This window comes from Aurantibacillus circumpalustris, from assembly GCF_029625215.1.
Classification (GTDB): Bacteria; Bacteroidota; Bacteroidia; order B-17B0; family Aurantibacillaceae; genus Aurantibacillus; species Aurantibacillus circumpalustris.
The window spans coordinates 4,150,609-4,166,331 of the sequence record NZ_CP121197.1 but is presented as its reverse complement, the minus strand read 5'-3'; the positions used below and the strand labels follow the sequence as shown (position 1 = coordinate 4,166,331).

Here is a 15,723-nt window from a genome sequence, read left to right as displayed (position 1 = left end):
ATTCTAAATTTTTATTTCTACGTAATCTATTTTTTTACTTTGATCCACTATTTCTGAATCTCTTATTAAAAGGGAGCCTTCCTCATATTTTTCGTGAACAAATTCATAGTAACCTTGTATAAGAACGCGGTCAGGATGGCTTCTGTATTCTCTTTTTACTACTTGTTTTAATTCCTCTGCCTTTTTTGAAGAAGTACTTCTGCTAAATATAATTCCATTGTCGGTTGATTTCCAGCTACCTGATTTATACCAAACGTAAACGTCTTGTTCCTGTTTATTATCTACAATACCATAATTTAAAAAAGTGCCGTCGTTGTATACTAAGATCACGGCAGATTTATAAATGCTACTGCTATCCTTTAGTACAAATTCTTTAAAAATAACAGATTCACTAGTTTGTGCTGCTAGTTTTTCGAATGACATACTGCAAACTAAACTGAAAAATAAAATGTATTTTAATATCCTCATCGTTTCTTAATTAATTGTGCGACAAAATTACAGCGAACTTAAGCGAATGGTCTAAGGTTTGTTTTTAGAAAAACTAAGGGTTTTATTTAGTTCGAAATGTAGATTTAACTGAGCTCTATACTGCCCCTAATGACATAATTTTGCCAAGGCAAATAAAAACGCTTGTTAATAGAGTAATACGAGTGTAATCTGTAAAGAATTAATGAAAAAAACGCATACAATACTCCTTTTAGAAAGTGATGACTATACTGTCAGACGGATTAATGAAAGTTTAGGTAATTTCGGGTATTCAATAACCCGCCACGACCCTAAAAACACTATTATATCTTCTGTTATAGCAATTAAACCAGATCTTATACTCATGGGGGTGATTGCAGGAGAAGAGGCAAAAATATGTGAAACAGCTCAACTTATTTACGATAATTATAAAATACCTGTTGTTTTTCTTTCAACTTTCACCAGTAAAACAATTATTGAAAAATCAAAGCGATGTAATTTATTAGGTTTTGTGTTTAAACCTTTGGTTGAAAAAGATTTGATTGCAACAGTGGAGCTTACATTGTTTCAATGCGAAATGGAAAAGAAGCTGAGTGATGCCGAAAGAAAATATACCGAATTGTCTGATTCAATCTTTCAAACAGTTATTGAATGTGATCTATCAGGTAAAATAATTTCAACAAATCGTTTCGGTTTAGAAATGTTTGGTATAACTGAGTCTGATATGGCTACAGGGGTTTCACTTCTTGATTTTGTGAAGGAAAACAAAGATGGTTCTATTTTGGATGTTAGTAAAAGAAGTTCGTTTATTGATCTTAATAGTTTAAACAGAGAATTTCCACTAATCAATAAAAAGGGTAAAAAATATATTATAGAAGAACTACTAACTCCTATTTTTGTTAATTATAAGCTCAGTGGTTATAGAGGTATATTGATTGACATTACTAATAAAAGACTAAAACAAAATTTATGCTGCGTTTTTAAAGAACTTAGTTATAAGTATGACCAAGTATGCGCAGAAACTACCGAAATCTGTAGTTTCGTTGAGAAAGAAGTTCAGGACTTATTGCCAAATTTAAAAGTGTCGTTTTATAACAACACACGAAGTAATGAAGCCACTACCAAAGAAAGTACTCTTGAAATTAACGAAAATCCCCTTTATAGAACTTTTGTAAAAGATGTTCTGGAATCAAATACTGCAAAATTTCTTAGCGGTGATGAATTTAATATTCTTAGCTGTAACACAGAATTTAAAGATGAAGTTAGCCGCAATTCCTGTTTTGTGGGTTTTCCAATAGGCTCCAAAACATCAGCAACTGGATTGTTTGTAATAGGTTCGTTCACTAATAGAAACGCCTTATCATTAGGTGACTATGAGAAGCTCAGCGATTTTTTTGAAAGTTTAAATTTGTTTCTTGAAAAAAATAGTTACTTGAAAGAACTTAAACGAAGTGAAAACCTGTTTAAATCACTTGTAAATACAATCAATGAAGGCTTGATTAAAATTGAATTGGATTCAACAATAAGTTTTGCAAATAATAGGTTAACCGAAATGTCTGGTTACACACACAACGACATTATTGGTAAAAAGGCATTTGATTTTTTAGGTAGTAATCATGTTAATCTTTTTAAGAATATCCTTGAGTACAGAAAACGAGGTATAAGTAATCAGTATGAATTAGTTATTAAAACGAAGGAAGGTAATCTTAAAAAATTCTTTGTAAATGGCGCACCCTTCCGTGATGAAAACGGTGCTATTATTGGAGCCCTTGGTACATTCAAAGAAGTTGTCTCAAAAAAAGAAAGTTTTGATTTGTTAGCATCTACCGAAACGTTATTGAACGAAATAGCCGGGACTATAAGTGTTGCATTTTGGATTTATTCTTTTGAAACGAAAAGGATACAATATTTAAGCCCAGCATTTAGTAAAATTTTCGAAGTTGAAACAAACGATATTTACAAAACAAATTCGTTACGAGAATTTATCCATCCTAATGATCAACGAACTGTTCTAAAAAGGAATCAAACAAATTTAAGTACTGGTGAGTTTGAAATAAAGTATAGAATAATAACGCCAGGTGGGAAGATAAAGTGGGTTCAGGATAAGTCGGTACTGGTTAAGGATCCAAATGGCAAGGTAATTAAAATGATTGGGTATGTGCAGGAAATAACCAAGCTTAAGTTAACCGAAGAAAAGTTACTAAAGAGTGAAACTGAAAAAAACAATATTATAAAGTCTATTCCCGATTCTTATTTGTTATTAGGAAATAACGATGAAGTAGTGGATTCTTTTCTTAAACCAGCTGAAAAGGGTTTTTTGCCTCTGAAATCTAAGCGTATTCACAGCGAAAGAGTATCAAGAATTTTTCAGGAAGGGGTAGCAAAAGTAATTTCAGAAAACCGCAATCTTTGTCATAATTCTACTGATGCGACTATATTTGAGTTAGAAATTCCTTTAAATGATCAAATAAATTGGTATGAAATTAGGATGACTGCTGTTAATCCCGAAAAGGTGTTAATGATAATTAGAAATATTACAGCTTCTAAAAACACTATCAATTCAATTCAAAAAATTTTCAATATCACGGAGCAAACGCAAGAATTAATTATGATAACAGATTCAAGTGGTATAATTGAATATGTTAATCCAATGTTTACGCAAGTAACGGGATATGCGGCAAATGAAATAATTGGAAGTAATTCAAACGTACTAAGATCTAAAAAGCACAATAAAACTTTTTACTCAAATATGTGGAATACTCTTAAAATGGGAAAAGTTTTTAAGGGTGATTTGCATAACACCAAAAAATCGGGGGAATTATTTATTGAAGAAAAAATAATTACACCCTACTTAGATAGAAACGGTGAGATTACAAATTTCATTTCAATGGGTAGAGATGTTACGGTTGAGCGAAAAAGCGATTTAAATAAACGAAAACGTAGATATCTGGAAAGAGCTTTGGCCTTAAAAAATCAAAAAAACAGAACTTTATCGCTCATTCGCGGTCATGAAAATGAGAGAAAACGATTCGGAAGGGAAATACATGAAGGATTAAATCAAATGCTTTCTGCAGCCATGATTAATTTGGAAAGTATAAAGGAAAGTAAATTAATGGACGGGGAACAAAAGAATAAAATTGATTTTGTAAATAAAATGGTTGCCGAAATAATGCAGGAATTACGTGGTATTTCGTCAAATTTATCACCAGTAAGTTTATTTGAGTTTGGTTTGCATGCAGTCATTCAACAAACGGTAAAACGTTTAAATGCTCAATATTCAGATATAAACGTTAGTTTTAAATCAAATGTAGCCGGCATGAGGTTTACTGAAGAGATTGAAATTAACTTTTATAGAACCATTCAGGAAGCTATACTAAACGCCCTAAAACACTCGAAAGCGAAAAATATACACATTACGCTTAACTTTAATAAGAATAAATTGATATTTTTGATGAAAGATAACGGTGTTGGTATTAATAAACGGGAATTTGAAACGAAAAAGAAAAAATCTTTTGGCATTTCTTCAATTGAGGAAAGAGCTTGTGTTATTGGTGCACAACTTGAGTTTTGTACTAATAAAAATAAGGGTTTCGAAATAAATATGGCAGTTAATGCTAAAAAAATAAATTTATGATTAAAATACATTTAGTTGAAGACCATCACATAGTGAGGTACGGGATAAAAAGCATGTTGGATTTAAATCCCGAATTTAAAGTAGTAGGAGAATCTGATAACGCCGAAGATTTTTTATTAGAGTTAAATAAACTGGATGCCGAGGTAGTTATTACCGATATTTCTATGGAAGGAATGAATGGTATTGAACTTACAAAAAAAATTAAGAAAGTACGAAGTGGTGCTATAAAAGTGCTAGTTATAAGTATGCATGCCGATGACCTTTATATTAACCAATGTTTTGAAGCCGGCGCTAATGGTTATTTATTGAAAGATTTTAAAAAAGCCGAACTCTATTCTGCTATAGAAAACATTGTTAAAGGTGAAAAATACATTAGTCGGTCCGTTTCTCAAATTCTAGCTGATAATTATTTAAAAAAGGAGTACAATACAAATAAATCTTCTACTGGATTTAAAATAGAAATAACAAAACGCGAAAAAGAAATAATTCAATTAATAAGCGAAGGCTTAAGTAATAAAGAAATTGCTCAAAAATTGCTTGTAAGCGTTAGCACTGTTGATGCACATCGTTATAATATTTTGAAAAAACTTGAAGTTAAAAATACTGCAGAAATGATTACCAAAGCTGTTAAAATGAAACTAATTATTATTAATTGATTTTATTTTCTGATTCTATTTGGATAAAGTAATCTTTTATACTAATTAATTCTTCTTCAATAAGCTTAAAATGCTCTACAATTTCATCGCTTGCAGATGACTTCTGAATTTTTGGTAAATCTTTTAAGTATTCTTTTAATAACTCTACGCCAAAATAGGTGGTGTAGTTATTTAGTTCGTGAAATATTTTATTTTGTACAGAATAATCTTTCGATTCCATAATTAGATTAATTTCACTGATGCCTTTGTTAACCAGATTTTTGAAGTTATTAGTCCAGCTAGTTATAAGTCCCTGATCTCCGTTACTAAGTTCAATTAATTTTGTGAGATCGTATTTATTCAGACCTCCTGTATAAATGTCTGCCAAAGAATGACTTTTATCTATCCAAGAACTTTCTTCTGTTTCATTTTTTTTGAGTTCTTTAAATACTATTCCTTTCAATTCTGTTATTTCAAAAGGTTTTAGAAGAAATGAATTCATTCCAGCTTCAATACAACTATTAAAAGTTTTTTTGTCTGCGTGACCAGAAATTCCAATAATAGGTGTAACTATCTTATGTTCGTCTCTCAAAATCCTAGTTACCTCAATGCCACTTACTATAGGAATGTTGATGTCCATTAAAATTAAATGATAATTTTGGCTTGTAGCTTTTTCAATCGCTTCCTTTCCTGTGCTTGCAAAGCTTATGTTGGCTCCCTCTGTTTGAAGAATAGTTGAGACTAGTTTTTGATTTAGTTCATTATCCTCAACTACTAGTATATTTTTTTCATCCAGGGAATTGTACGCGTTCTGGTTTAAATCTTCTTTAGTTTCGAATATAGTGCTGTTTGCAATCTTCAACGAAATTAAAACACTAAGACATTCTGAATTTCCACTGCTTTTTGTAAGCGTAGCTTTTCCATGAATAGGGTAGAATATATCGTTTAATATTACTAAGGCTAACTGTTTTATAGATGGATTAATTTGGGTTGAGTCTGATTCTGTCGATTTAAGATTTAATCCTTTAAACTCAATAAGAATGGTATCTGCGACTTCTTGCCTGTCTTTTAAACTCGCTGTAACTTCTAGATTATAATGAGATAATTGATTTAAAGTATAAACCACATGTTCAAACGCTGCAGTGAGTTTTGAGGTGTTACATAAGTAGTTTTCGTAAAGCCCTTCATTCATTACAAGTGAAAAGCTTGAATTAAGGTCCTTTGCGTTGGTAGTATTAATTTTTTCAAGAGTTTGAAGACTCGTTTTGAGATTAAAAGATTGAAGGTGTGTTTGATTGTCAACTTTTAAAATAGCATCAATATCAAATGGAAATTTTGCGAGGTTGCTAATAGCAAATGCAATGTTTTTATGGGTTGAATTAATAGCTACAGAATAGGAGTTTTTGGATAATGTATCTAAGTTTTTTAAAAGGGAACATACCGGTATAAGTGCACCATCACTTATACTTTCAAGCATCAGTGACGCTCCTTGTAGTTTTTTTTCTAGAAGTTCTTTTTCCCTTTTGTAATTTAAATGATTGGTTACTCTGAGTGTTAACTCTTCATGATTAAAAGGTTTGGTAATGTAGTCAGCACCACCAGCTTCAAAACCAGCTTTGATGCTTTCTGGTTCAACAGAGGCTGTTAGAAATATTACGGGAATTTTATGCGTTAATTCGTTTGCTTTTAAAATTTGACATACCTGAAAACCATTAGTTTCTGGCATCATTACATCAAGTAGTATAAGATCAGGTTGCTTACTTTCGGCCAAGGCAATGGCTTGTTTTCCATTTAATGCAGCAAGTACAGTATAACCAGATTTTTTTAAACTATTTCCAAGCAATTTAAGATTTTCTGAAGAGTCGTCTACTATTAATAATGTTGTGTTACGAATCATTTTAATTTTTTAGATAAATAATAAATTATATTTTAATGCCCATTAATAAAATATCGTCTGTTTGCTCTTCGAGCCCCATCCATTCTGAAATTGATTTCTCGAAAGCCAATTTTTGTTGGTTCATTGGTTTACTATTTTCAGTTTGAATAAGTGTTTGAAGATTTTTTTTCTTAAATTTTTTGTGTTGTACCCCTCCAATTTGATCTACCATACCATCTGAAAACATATACAGTGAACTACCTTTGACAGGATACAATAAATGGTTTTTAAAAATCTTTGCCTCGCCTCCTCCGCCAATATCAAAACGGTCGGCTTTAATCTCAAATAAATCTTCACCGTGTGCCATTATTAGTGGGCGTTTTGCACCGGCATATTCCAGGGTTCCATTGTCCCGATCAAATAAACACACTGCCATTTCAAGTCCAACTTTGAGCCCACCTTCTTTTTGTTTTAATGTTTCTGTAATTAATGTGTCAATTTCAGAAAGAATTTTATTTGGTGAAGTAATGTTATTGTACTTAACAATACGTTCTAATAAAACTATACTAATGGTAGTTAACAAGGCGCCTGGCACACCATGTCCGGTGCAATCACCAATCACAATAAGATCTTTGTTTCCAAAATTGTAAGACCAGTATAAATCTCCGCTTACCTTTTCTTTTGATTTAAATAAAATAAAGTGTTCGGGAAATTGTTTGTTTAGGTCGTTACTTTCAGGATAAATTGATTTTTGAATATAACTTGCATAAGATAAACTTTCCTGAGCTTCCGCATAAGTTTCTTTTATTTTGCGGTGATATTCGTTAGCACGGAGTGCGTATTCTTTTTTCTCAGTAACATCTGTTCCATTAATAACACAGCCAATAATTTCACCCTGCATATTATGTATTGGCTCTAATTGGTAATCGAACCAAATGTCTTTATCATGTAGCGTATAATTTCTTTCGTAAGAATTTGTTTTTCCTTTAAAAACACCTTCTGCTTTACTAATAAAGGTACGTTGATTGGCGGTTGGAACGTGTTGTAATATACTTTCTCCTTTTTTGTAATTAATTTTATTAAACAGTAATTCTCGCTCGTTTGAAATTTTATTGAAGTTAACTATTTCGAATTTTTTATTAAATGTAATAATAGAATGGTATCGGCTCTCAAACAAAGCTCCTACGTATTCAGACGACATTTTGAATTTGAGTTGATTTTTGACTCTTGCCAGTAATTCCTGTTTTTTGATGGGTTTAGTTATATAATCAGCTGCACCAACTAACAAACCATTTAAAATACTTTCCGAATCAGTAGCTCCTGTTAGAAATATAATGGGTGTTTCTTTGGTCTTATCATTTGCTTTCAAAAGTGAGCAGACTTCAAAACCATTCATTTCAGGCATCATAATGTCTAACAAAATTAAATCGGGTAATTTTGTTTCAGCAATGAGCAGACCTTTTTTGGCGTCTAATGCCGTAAGAACCTCATAACCCTCTTGAGATAATATATTCGCAACAATTTTAATATTGTCAGGCGAATCATCAATAATAATCACTCTTGGTGTACTATGCCCAACAGGATCTTGATTAGTAATTTTTGGTATTGGATGGTTCATCAGAGTTTATGTCATAAATGTTTTAAATGTGTAAAAGGTGCCATTCATTTTTTCGATATCAAAATTTTCGGCATACTTTAATAAAGCCTGACTATATATTTGAAGTTCTTTACAATTAGTATTACTAGCGTAACCGTTAAGGTTTTTGGCAAAAACTATAATATCGTCAATGCTCATTAGTTTTTGAATGTCTATCCAGGTTTGAAGAAATTGTGAACTTAGGTCCTGCTTTATTTTTGAGGAAATTCCACTCAGGATATTTTGATTTTGTGAAAGACTCATCCAAAGTTGATTGTTTGAGCCAATAATTGTATGGGCTAAATATTTGCTTAATATAGCTAAGAGATCTGTTTTACTTACTGGTTTTCTTAAGTAATCACTACAAAGCTCTCGTATCTGTTTTTCGTTTTGTTTTAAAGCAGAAGCTGTTAGAGCAATTATTGGAATATTCTGGTAATTAGTTTTTCCGCGTATAATTTTTGTAGCAGTATAACCATCCATTACAGGCATCATCATGTCCATTAAAATCAAGTCGGGAGCTCTTTGCTTTAATATATTCAAAGCTTCTTCACCGTTTTCTGCAATTTCTATTTCAAGATTTAGTGGTTCAAGAAAACCTTTTATTATTTCTCTATTTGAACCTACATCCTCTACCAATAAAATTTTTTGACCCTGAAACAAATAATGTAAATCTTCCGTTGTTTGAATTTGCTCCTCTTCCATACTTGCTACATCAATATCGTTTATTATAACAGAAAAACAGGAGCCGCCATTTACCTTACTTTCTATGGTAATAAAGCCGTTCATCATGTCAACCAAACGTTTGGTAATAGCGAGCCCAAGTCCGGTTCCACCATATTTTCGGTTACTCTGACCATTCTGCTGTTTAAAGGATTCAAATATTAATTCATGTTGATTTTCAGGTATTCCAATACCAGTATCCCTTATTTTAAATATTAAACTCACTTTACTCCTGTCGGATGTCGATTCAGTTGCTATTGATAAAGTAACAGATCCTTCGTGCGTAAATTTTAAAGCATTTCCAATTAAGTTAAAAAGTACTTGTCTTATTCTCGTTTCATCAAGCAAAACGTATTTTGGCAGTTCGTTTTCAAAATGAATGGTATAGTTAATGTCTTTTTCTTGAGCTTTTTGTGCAAAGAGCTGTCGGAATTCGTTTGCTAGTTTTTTGATGTTAAGTGGTAGGTTTTGAATATTCATTTGACCCGCCTCAATTTTCGATAAGTCTAAAATATCATCAATAAGTGAGAGAAGGTTTTTTCCACCTGAAAGTATACCATCAATGTAATTTTCGTACTTAGCGCCTTTTGTGTTCCCTTTAAGAAGCTCCGAAAATCCTAGCACTGCATTTAAAGGAGTGCGAATTTCATGGCTCATGTTGGCTAGAAATTCGGTTTTTGCTTTGTTTGCTCGTTCGGCTTCTTCTTTTGCTTTTAAGATTTCAATTTGTGCCTCTTTAATTTCATCAATATCTGAAATATAGCCGTACCAAATTCTTGACTTATCTTGTTGTAATTCTGGTTTTGCTTCCAATCTTTTCCAAGATACTTGATCGTCATTTCCAACAAAACGTAATCTGTAATCTACGTCCACTTTTTTCATAGTCTTTGCCGATTCAGCAAAAACAGCTTTCATCCTTTCAAGATCGTCCGGATGAATTCTATCCCAAATGGAGCTTCCGTCGTTTTTAAGAATTTTCTCAGAAAGCCCAGATCGCTTTACCATTTTTTCACTTACAGAATTAAAACGCCTTTCTCCATTTTCAAATATTTGGTATTCGAAAATTATTCCAGGAAGTTGCTCTGTTAATCGTTTAAATGAGTTATTAACCTTTTCTAATTTTACTTCGGCATTTTTTAATTGTGTAATATCTTGAATAATTCCAAGAGATCTGAATTGGTTACGTTGATCGTCAAAATAACTAATACATTTATCCAAAACCCATTTAATTCTTCCGTCAGTCATTATCAAACGGTAAGTGATTTCATAATTGGTATTATCTTTAATAGCTGTTTTAAAAGTATAATCAACCAATGCCTTATCTTCAGGATGAATATAGGTAACATATAAATCGTCTGAAGCCTCAAGTTCTGCATAACTAATTTCTAAAATATTATATAAACCTTCAGACCAGATTAGTTTGTTGGAAGGCATAAAGAGTTCCCACCAACCAATTTTTGCCACTTGTTGCAAGGTTACAAAATCCTGAAGCAAATGTTTCGGTTGCTCTGTATCTGTGGCTATAATACAAATTGTTTCTATACTTTTATTAACCGTTATTGGAATAAATTTTATCGAATAAAAGGGGTCGTTAAAATTCCCAGAACCTAAAGGCATTTCATGGTATTCGATAAGACCACTTTGAAAGGTTTTAAATACAGATGTTGAAAATACATTTCTAAGATTATTTGAGACCAGATTTAAAATGGATTCGCCAATGATTTTTTTACGAGATCCGGGAATAGTGGATGTATTACTATCATTTACGATGAAATCTTTATCAATAATAAAAATAAAATCAGAATCTTTCTGCGGACCGATTCCTGCATTCTTAAACAAATACTCTGGTAATTTATTGACACGAAAATGAATTATTTTTCTTTGAATAGTTGTTATAAAGTACTCAAGTGATTCCTTAAAGTGAATTTCTTCCTTTGCTTCTGTTAAAAATAGGATTGTTCCAAAATAAGTTGTTTCTCGATATATATTAATGTAAGATAAAGTGATATCTGGAAAATCTAAATCTTTAAATTCCGTGTTAAATACGAATGAAGTGAGTTGGCATTCGCAAGAGGATTTAGTATTAAAGTTGTTTGACTTCCATATTTTATCCAGTAAATCACTGGAAAATGGAATTTGTTTTTTTAAAGGGTTTTGGCTTGAAACAACCGTCCTTAAATTGTTTGTTACGGTTTCTTTTAACGCAATATATGCATTTGAGGCTTTAGATAAAAAGCAGGCGTCATCACAAATGCTTTGTAAACTGAAACTTGTTTCGTCCGAATTTAGATACTTAGACATTAGGTCAAGTAATTCAATAGGATACTTTAAATCCCTTTGCTTGTTTTTATTTATGTTTAAATTATCTAGCATTTTCTAATGCGAATCTATATTATCAGCTGTTTCATTTAGAAATCTTCCGAAATCGAAAAATTGCGCATTCATTTTGTCAATATCGAAGTTTTCTGCGTAGACAAGAAGGATCTCACAATAGTTTATAAGATCTTTATTTTGATGGTTACCTGCATATATATTTAGTTGGTTGGCAAATTTAATTATGTCATCAATACTCATGAGTGTTGAAACTTTCTGCCATGAGTCTGAAAAATTCAAGCTCAGTCCTTTTCTAAATTCTTTTGAAAAAGATGAAGTATCAAATTTTGAGGACGAAAAATTTGACTGTGAATCTGCTTTATCTTTATAAACTTTGTGTGCTAAATAATTACTTAAAACTAAAAGTAAATCATTTTTATTTATGGGCTTTCTTAAGTAATCGTTGCATAATTCTCTAATTTCAAGTTCACTTTGTTTTAAGGCAGAAGCGGTAATTGCAATGATTGGAATTTTATCATACTGGGAATTGCCACGTATTACTTTCACCGCCGTGTAGCCGTCCATAATTGGCATCATCATATCCATGAGGATTAAGTCTGGTTGACTTTTCTTTAAGCTATTTATGGCATCTTGTCCATTTTCAACAAAATTTATCTCAAGATTTAAAGGCTCTAAAAAACCTTTTATTATTTCTCTATTAGATTCTACATCTTCAACCAAAAGTATTTTTTGACCATTGAAGCGATAAAGAAAAGATGGAGCTGGCTCTGCAATTTGTTGCTTCTCATCAGCAAAATCTACTTCTAGATTATGAATAGTTACTGAAAAAGAAGCACCTTGGCCAGGACTACTCTCTAAATGTATGGTTCCGTCCATCATATCTACTAATCTTTTAGTAATTGATAAACCTAAACCTGTTCCACCATATTTGCGATTGCTTTGTCCATCTTGCTGTTTAAAAGAGTCAAAAATTAGTTGGTGTTGACTTTCTGGAATTCCAATACCCGTATCGGTAACTTTAAAGGTAATGGAATGTGATAAAGAATTTAATGCATTTTCTTGCATGAAAATAGAAAGTCTTACAGAGCCCGAATGTGTGAATTTAAAGGCGTTACCAACCAAATTAAATAGAATTTGGCGAATGCGTGTTTCGTCTATTAGAATGTTTTTTGGTAAATCTTTCTCAATATCAATAATAAATGCAATGTTTTTTTCTTTAGCTTTTTGATTAAATAACTGTCTGAATTCTTCACAAAGCTTTTCAAGATTTACCAAAACATTTTGAATGCTCATTTGACCCGCCTCAATTTTGGAGAGGTCTAAAATATCATCAATGAGTGAAAGCAAATTTTTACCGCCTGATAAAATACCATCAAGATAGCCTTCGTATTTTGGACCAATGGTATTGCCCTTTAAAAGTTCAGAGAATCCAAGTACAGCATTCATTGGTGTACGTATTTCGTGACTCATGTTTGCCAAAAATTCTGTTTTGGCTTTGTTGGCTCTCTCAGCTTCTTCTTTGGCTTCTATCGTTTTTAACTGAGCTTTCTTCATCTCTTCAATTTCGCCAAGATAACCGTAGAAAATGATATTCTCCTCATTGTCTTTTTCAGGACTTGCTTGAAGTAATTTCCATGAGTATTCTTCACTGAATCTTGTTTTCATACGCATTTCCATATTAATAGGAATTAGATTGCGTGTTGATTTATCAAGTATGATTAGCAGACTGTTTCTATCCTCAGGATGAATTAAATCAAAAATATTGCTTAGATGCGGCATTTCACTGAAATGATTTTCAGATGAAGGCATTATCAAATCACTTAAGAATAGAAATTCACTGTCGCCTTCTTTCGAAATTTTTAGTTGAAAAACGGTTCCAGGTATTTGCCGTATTATTTTTTTGGTAAAATCATTGGAGTGTTTAGCTTCTTTCTGTGCTGTTAATAATTTAAGTTCATAATTTTTTTGAGATTCGATGCTCGAAATGTAGCCGTACCAAATTATTGAATTATCAGATTGTAGTTCTGGAGTAGCCTGAATTCCTCTCCAAACAGGAACTAGGTGATCGGGATGGTTAATTCTAAATTCAATATTTAAATTTTGAAGTGTTTGCGCAGATTCTTGAAAACTTTGTAGCATATTCTGATAATCATCCTTGTGAACTTTGCTCCATGCTTCTGCTGCATTTTCTAAAAGACCATCCGTTTCGATTCCAAGAAGTGTTTTAAACTTTTGGCTTAAATACATAAAATTGGAGCTACCGTCTGGTTTCATTCGAAACTGAAAAATGAGTCCAGGTATTTGATAAATTAATTTTTCATAGAGCCGATTGTTTTTCTCTAATTCTCTTTCTGCCATTTTGCGCGCAGTAATATCAGAAGTAACGCCATTTATTCTCGAAGGATTCCCTTTGTTATCACGTATTAACCAAACCCTTACGTAAGAAAAAATATCCCTACCATCTGCTAATCTTGAATTCTGTTCAAACTCGCAATAACCCTTGTCAAATAACTCTGCGCGTTTTAGATATCTTAGCTGAATGTCTTCTGGCTGATAGAGATCTTGCCATAAAGTTTTATTGGTGTTAAATTCTTTTAAAGTATATCCGAAAAGTTTTTCACCTGCTGAATTTAAATACAGCATTTCTGATTGAGATAAACTAATGGACCAGATAGCATCATCAATAGAAGTAAGAACATTGTCTAATCGGTTCTTAATAAGAGTTAATTCAAATTCGTTTTGTTTTTTTTCGGTGATATTATTACGAATAAATAAATATTCAACAACTACTCCGACTGGATTTTTTATTGGAATTACAAATGTATCGGTCCAAAAATAGCTACCATCCTTTGCTCTGTTCTTTATTTCACTACGCCAAACTTTGCCTTTCGTGATAATATTATAGCGGTCATTCCAAAATGAGTCAGGGTGATAGTTAGCATTAATTAGTTGATGGGTTTTTCCAATCATTTCATCAGAAGTAAATCCGCTAATAGTTTCAAAATTTCGGTTTACAAAGGTGATTACTTCATTTTCATCTGTCTTAGAGATAATACTGGCTTCGTTAAGTGCAAATTGAAATTGCGAAAGTTGATTGCTAGTTACAATTTGTGCATCCGTTAATATTTTAAATTCCGTGATATCTTGCGTGGTGCCATAAAGACCCACAATTTTATTGTTTTCGTATTTTGGTTTAGATGTGTGACTGAGCCATTTTTGCTTTCCATCGTAGGTATTTTGCAAGGCTTGGTAAGAAAAACCTTCACCGAGATCAATGGCATTTAGCATTTTGTTGGTAAGAATTTCACGGTCTTCTGCTAAAAAGGTGGCGAAAATTTCTTCAAAGGAAGATTTCCGACCTCTTTTAATACCGTAGATATCAGCAAGCGCCTCACTAGTGATAATTGTGTTGGTTTCTAAATCTAACTCCCAACTTCCAAATTTAGTAAGATGGCCAGCCTGTTCAAAGATGTTTTTTTGATTGCTTAATTCAGCTATTAAATTTTCATTTTCGGTAATATCAGTCGAAATTATATAAACAGAAGTCACCTCATTGTTTACAATTAAGGGTATAAATTGCAGATCGTAATGAGTTTCTGGATTATCTTTTCCCCAGGCAACCATTTTTCCTTTGACGATTTTTTTGCTTTCAAATGCTTCGGATAATAATTTTTTAAAATTAACTTGATAGGTGCTTGGAACAAAATCAAGAATATCCTTACCAACTACATCGGTAATTTTATACAAGTTTGTTTTGTTAACGAATTGTATTTTTCTGTCTCTCGTTACAAGTTGCAAAAGATTTGGTGAGTTTTCGGAAACGATTTTGAGTTTAAGTTTTTCTTCGTTTAGTTCTTTTTCTTTTTCCATCCTGAAAATTACACTGCCTAGTAGTTTGGCATACAGTTCAATAATTTCAGTGTATTCAACTTGAGCGTTTCGCTCCATAATAAGAGCTACAGTGCCTATTACTTTATCTTGGTTTTTTAGTCCAATTCGGTAAACATCACCAATGTTTAATGCGTGCTTGAAAAGAGAGGTAAATTTTTTCTTAAAAAAGGTATTTGTGTCTTCTAACTCACCAAGCTTTACAATGGTGGTATTCTTCATTTTCTCAAGTTCAATTGGTGGAAGATCCCACTCCTTTCCAATTAAATTTAAACCTAAATGGTCTATTACTTTTTTTATGTTCTTTTTAATTCCAGAAATAGCAAGCGTTTTGATACTTGTTTCCGAAGGAGAGATGAGATTTAAAATTGCATAGGATGCGTCAGAAAGTTTATGCATGTCATCGCACATGCTTTGCAAGGGGATTTCATCAAAGTGCGAATCAATGTACTTTGATGTAATCTCAAATAAGAGTGTCTGTTTTTCTTTCAGTTTGCTCGGTGAGGGCATACGCTTCTTTAATTAATTAAAT

The 15,723-nt window shown here is 32.1% G+C and carries 7 protein-coding genes; 2 read left to right on the top strand and 5 right to left on the bottom strand.

The window, feature by feature from the left end:
* Positions 1-3 precede the first annotated feature (3 nt).
* Positions 4-423 carry a hypothetical protein gene (locus tag P2086_RS17255; RefSeq protein ID WP_317898008.1) on the bottom strand — a complete coding sequence of 140 codons (420 nt, stop codon included), beginning with the start codon at positions 421-423 and terminating at the stop codon, positions 4-6.
* A 247-nt stretch (positions 424-670) separates the two neighbouring features.
* Here P2086_RS17255 and P2086_RS17250 point away from each other — a divergent pair, with 247 nt between their 5' ends.
* Together P2086_RS17250 and P2086_RS17245 are read left to right on the top strand one after the other, a co-directional pair.
* Positions 671-4,099, top strand: a complete 3,429-nt coding sequence (locus P2086_RS17250) for a PAS domain S-box protein (protein WP_317898007.1) — start codon at positions 671-673, stop codon at positions 4,097-4,099.
* The gene (locus P2086_RS17245; RefSeq protein WP_317898006.1) at positions 4,096-4,755 is read left to right on the top strand and encodes a response regulator; all 660 of its coding nucleotides are present in this window, start codon (positions 4,096-4,098) and stop codon (positions 4,753-4,755) included. Before P2086_RS17250 ends, P2086_RS17245 begins: the two co-directional genes overlap by 4 nt.
* Here P2086_RS17245 and P2086_RS17240 read toward each other — a convergent pair.
* Genes P2086_RS17240 through P2086_RS17225 form a run of 4 tightly spaced genes read right to left on the bottom strand, consistent with a single transcriptional unit; the run spans position 4,748 to position 15,701 of the window.
* The gene (locus tag P2086_RS17240) at positions 4,748-6,631 is read right to left on the bottom strand and encodes a response regulator (RefSeq protein WP_317898005.1); all 1,884 of its coding nucleotides are present in this window, start codon (positions 6,629-6,631) and stop codon (positions 4,748-4,750) included. The genes P2086_RS17245 and P2086_RS17240 overlap by 8 nt on opposite strands.
* Before the next feature lie 25 nt (positions 6,632-6,656).
* Positions 6,657-8,228: a response regulator gene (locus tag P2086_RS17235; RefSeq protein WP_317898004.1), complete on the bottom strand. Its 1,572-nt coding sequence runs from the start codon at positions 8,226-8,228 to the stop codon at positions 6,657-6,659.
* Between the two features lie 6 nt (positions 8,229-8,234).
* On the bottom strand, positions 8,235-11,342 hold the full coding sequence (locus P2086_RS17230; RefSeq protein ID WP_317898003.1) for a hybrid sensor histidine kinase/response regulator: 3,108 nt from the start codon (positions 11,340-11,342) through the stop codon (positions 8,235-8,237).
* Between the two features lie 3 nt (positions 11,343-11,345).
* Positions 11,346-15,701 carry a PAS domain-containing hybrid sensor histidine kinase/response regulator gene (locus P2086_RS17225; RefSeq protein WP_317898002.1) on the bottom strand — a complete coding sequence of 1,452 codons (4,356 nt, stop codon included), beginning with the start codon at positions 15,699-15,701 and terminating at the stop codon, positions 11,346-11,348.
* Positions 15,702-15,723 lie beyond the last annotated feature (22 nt).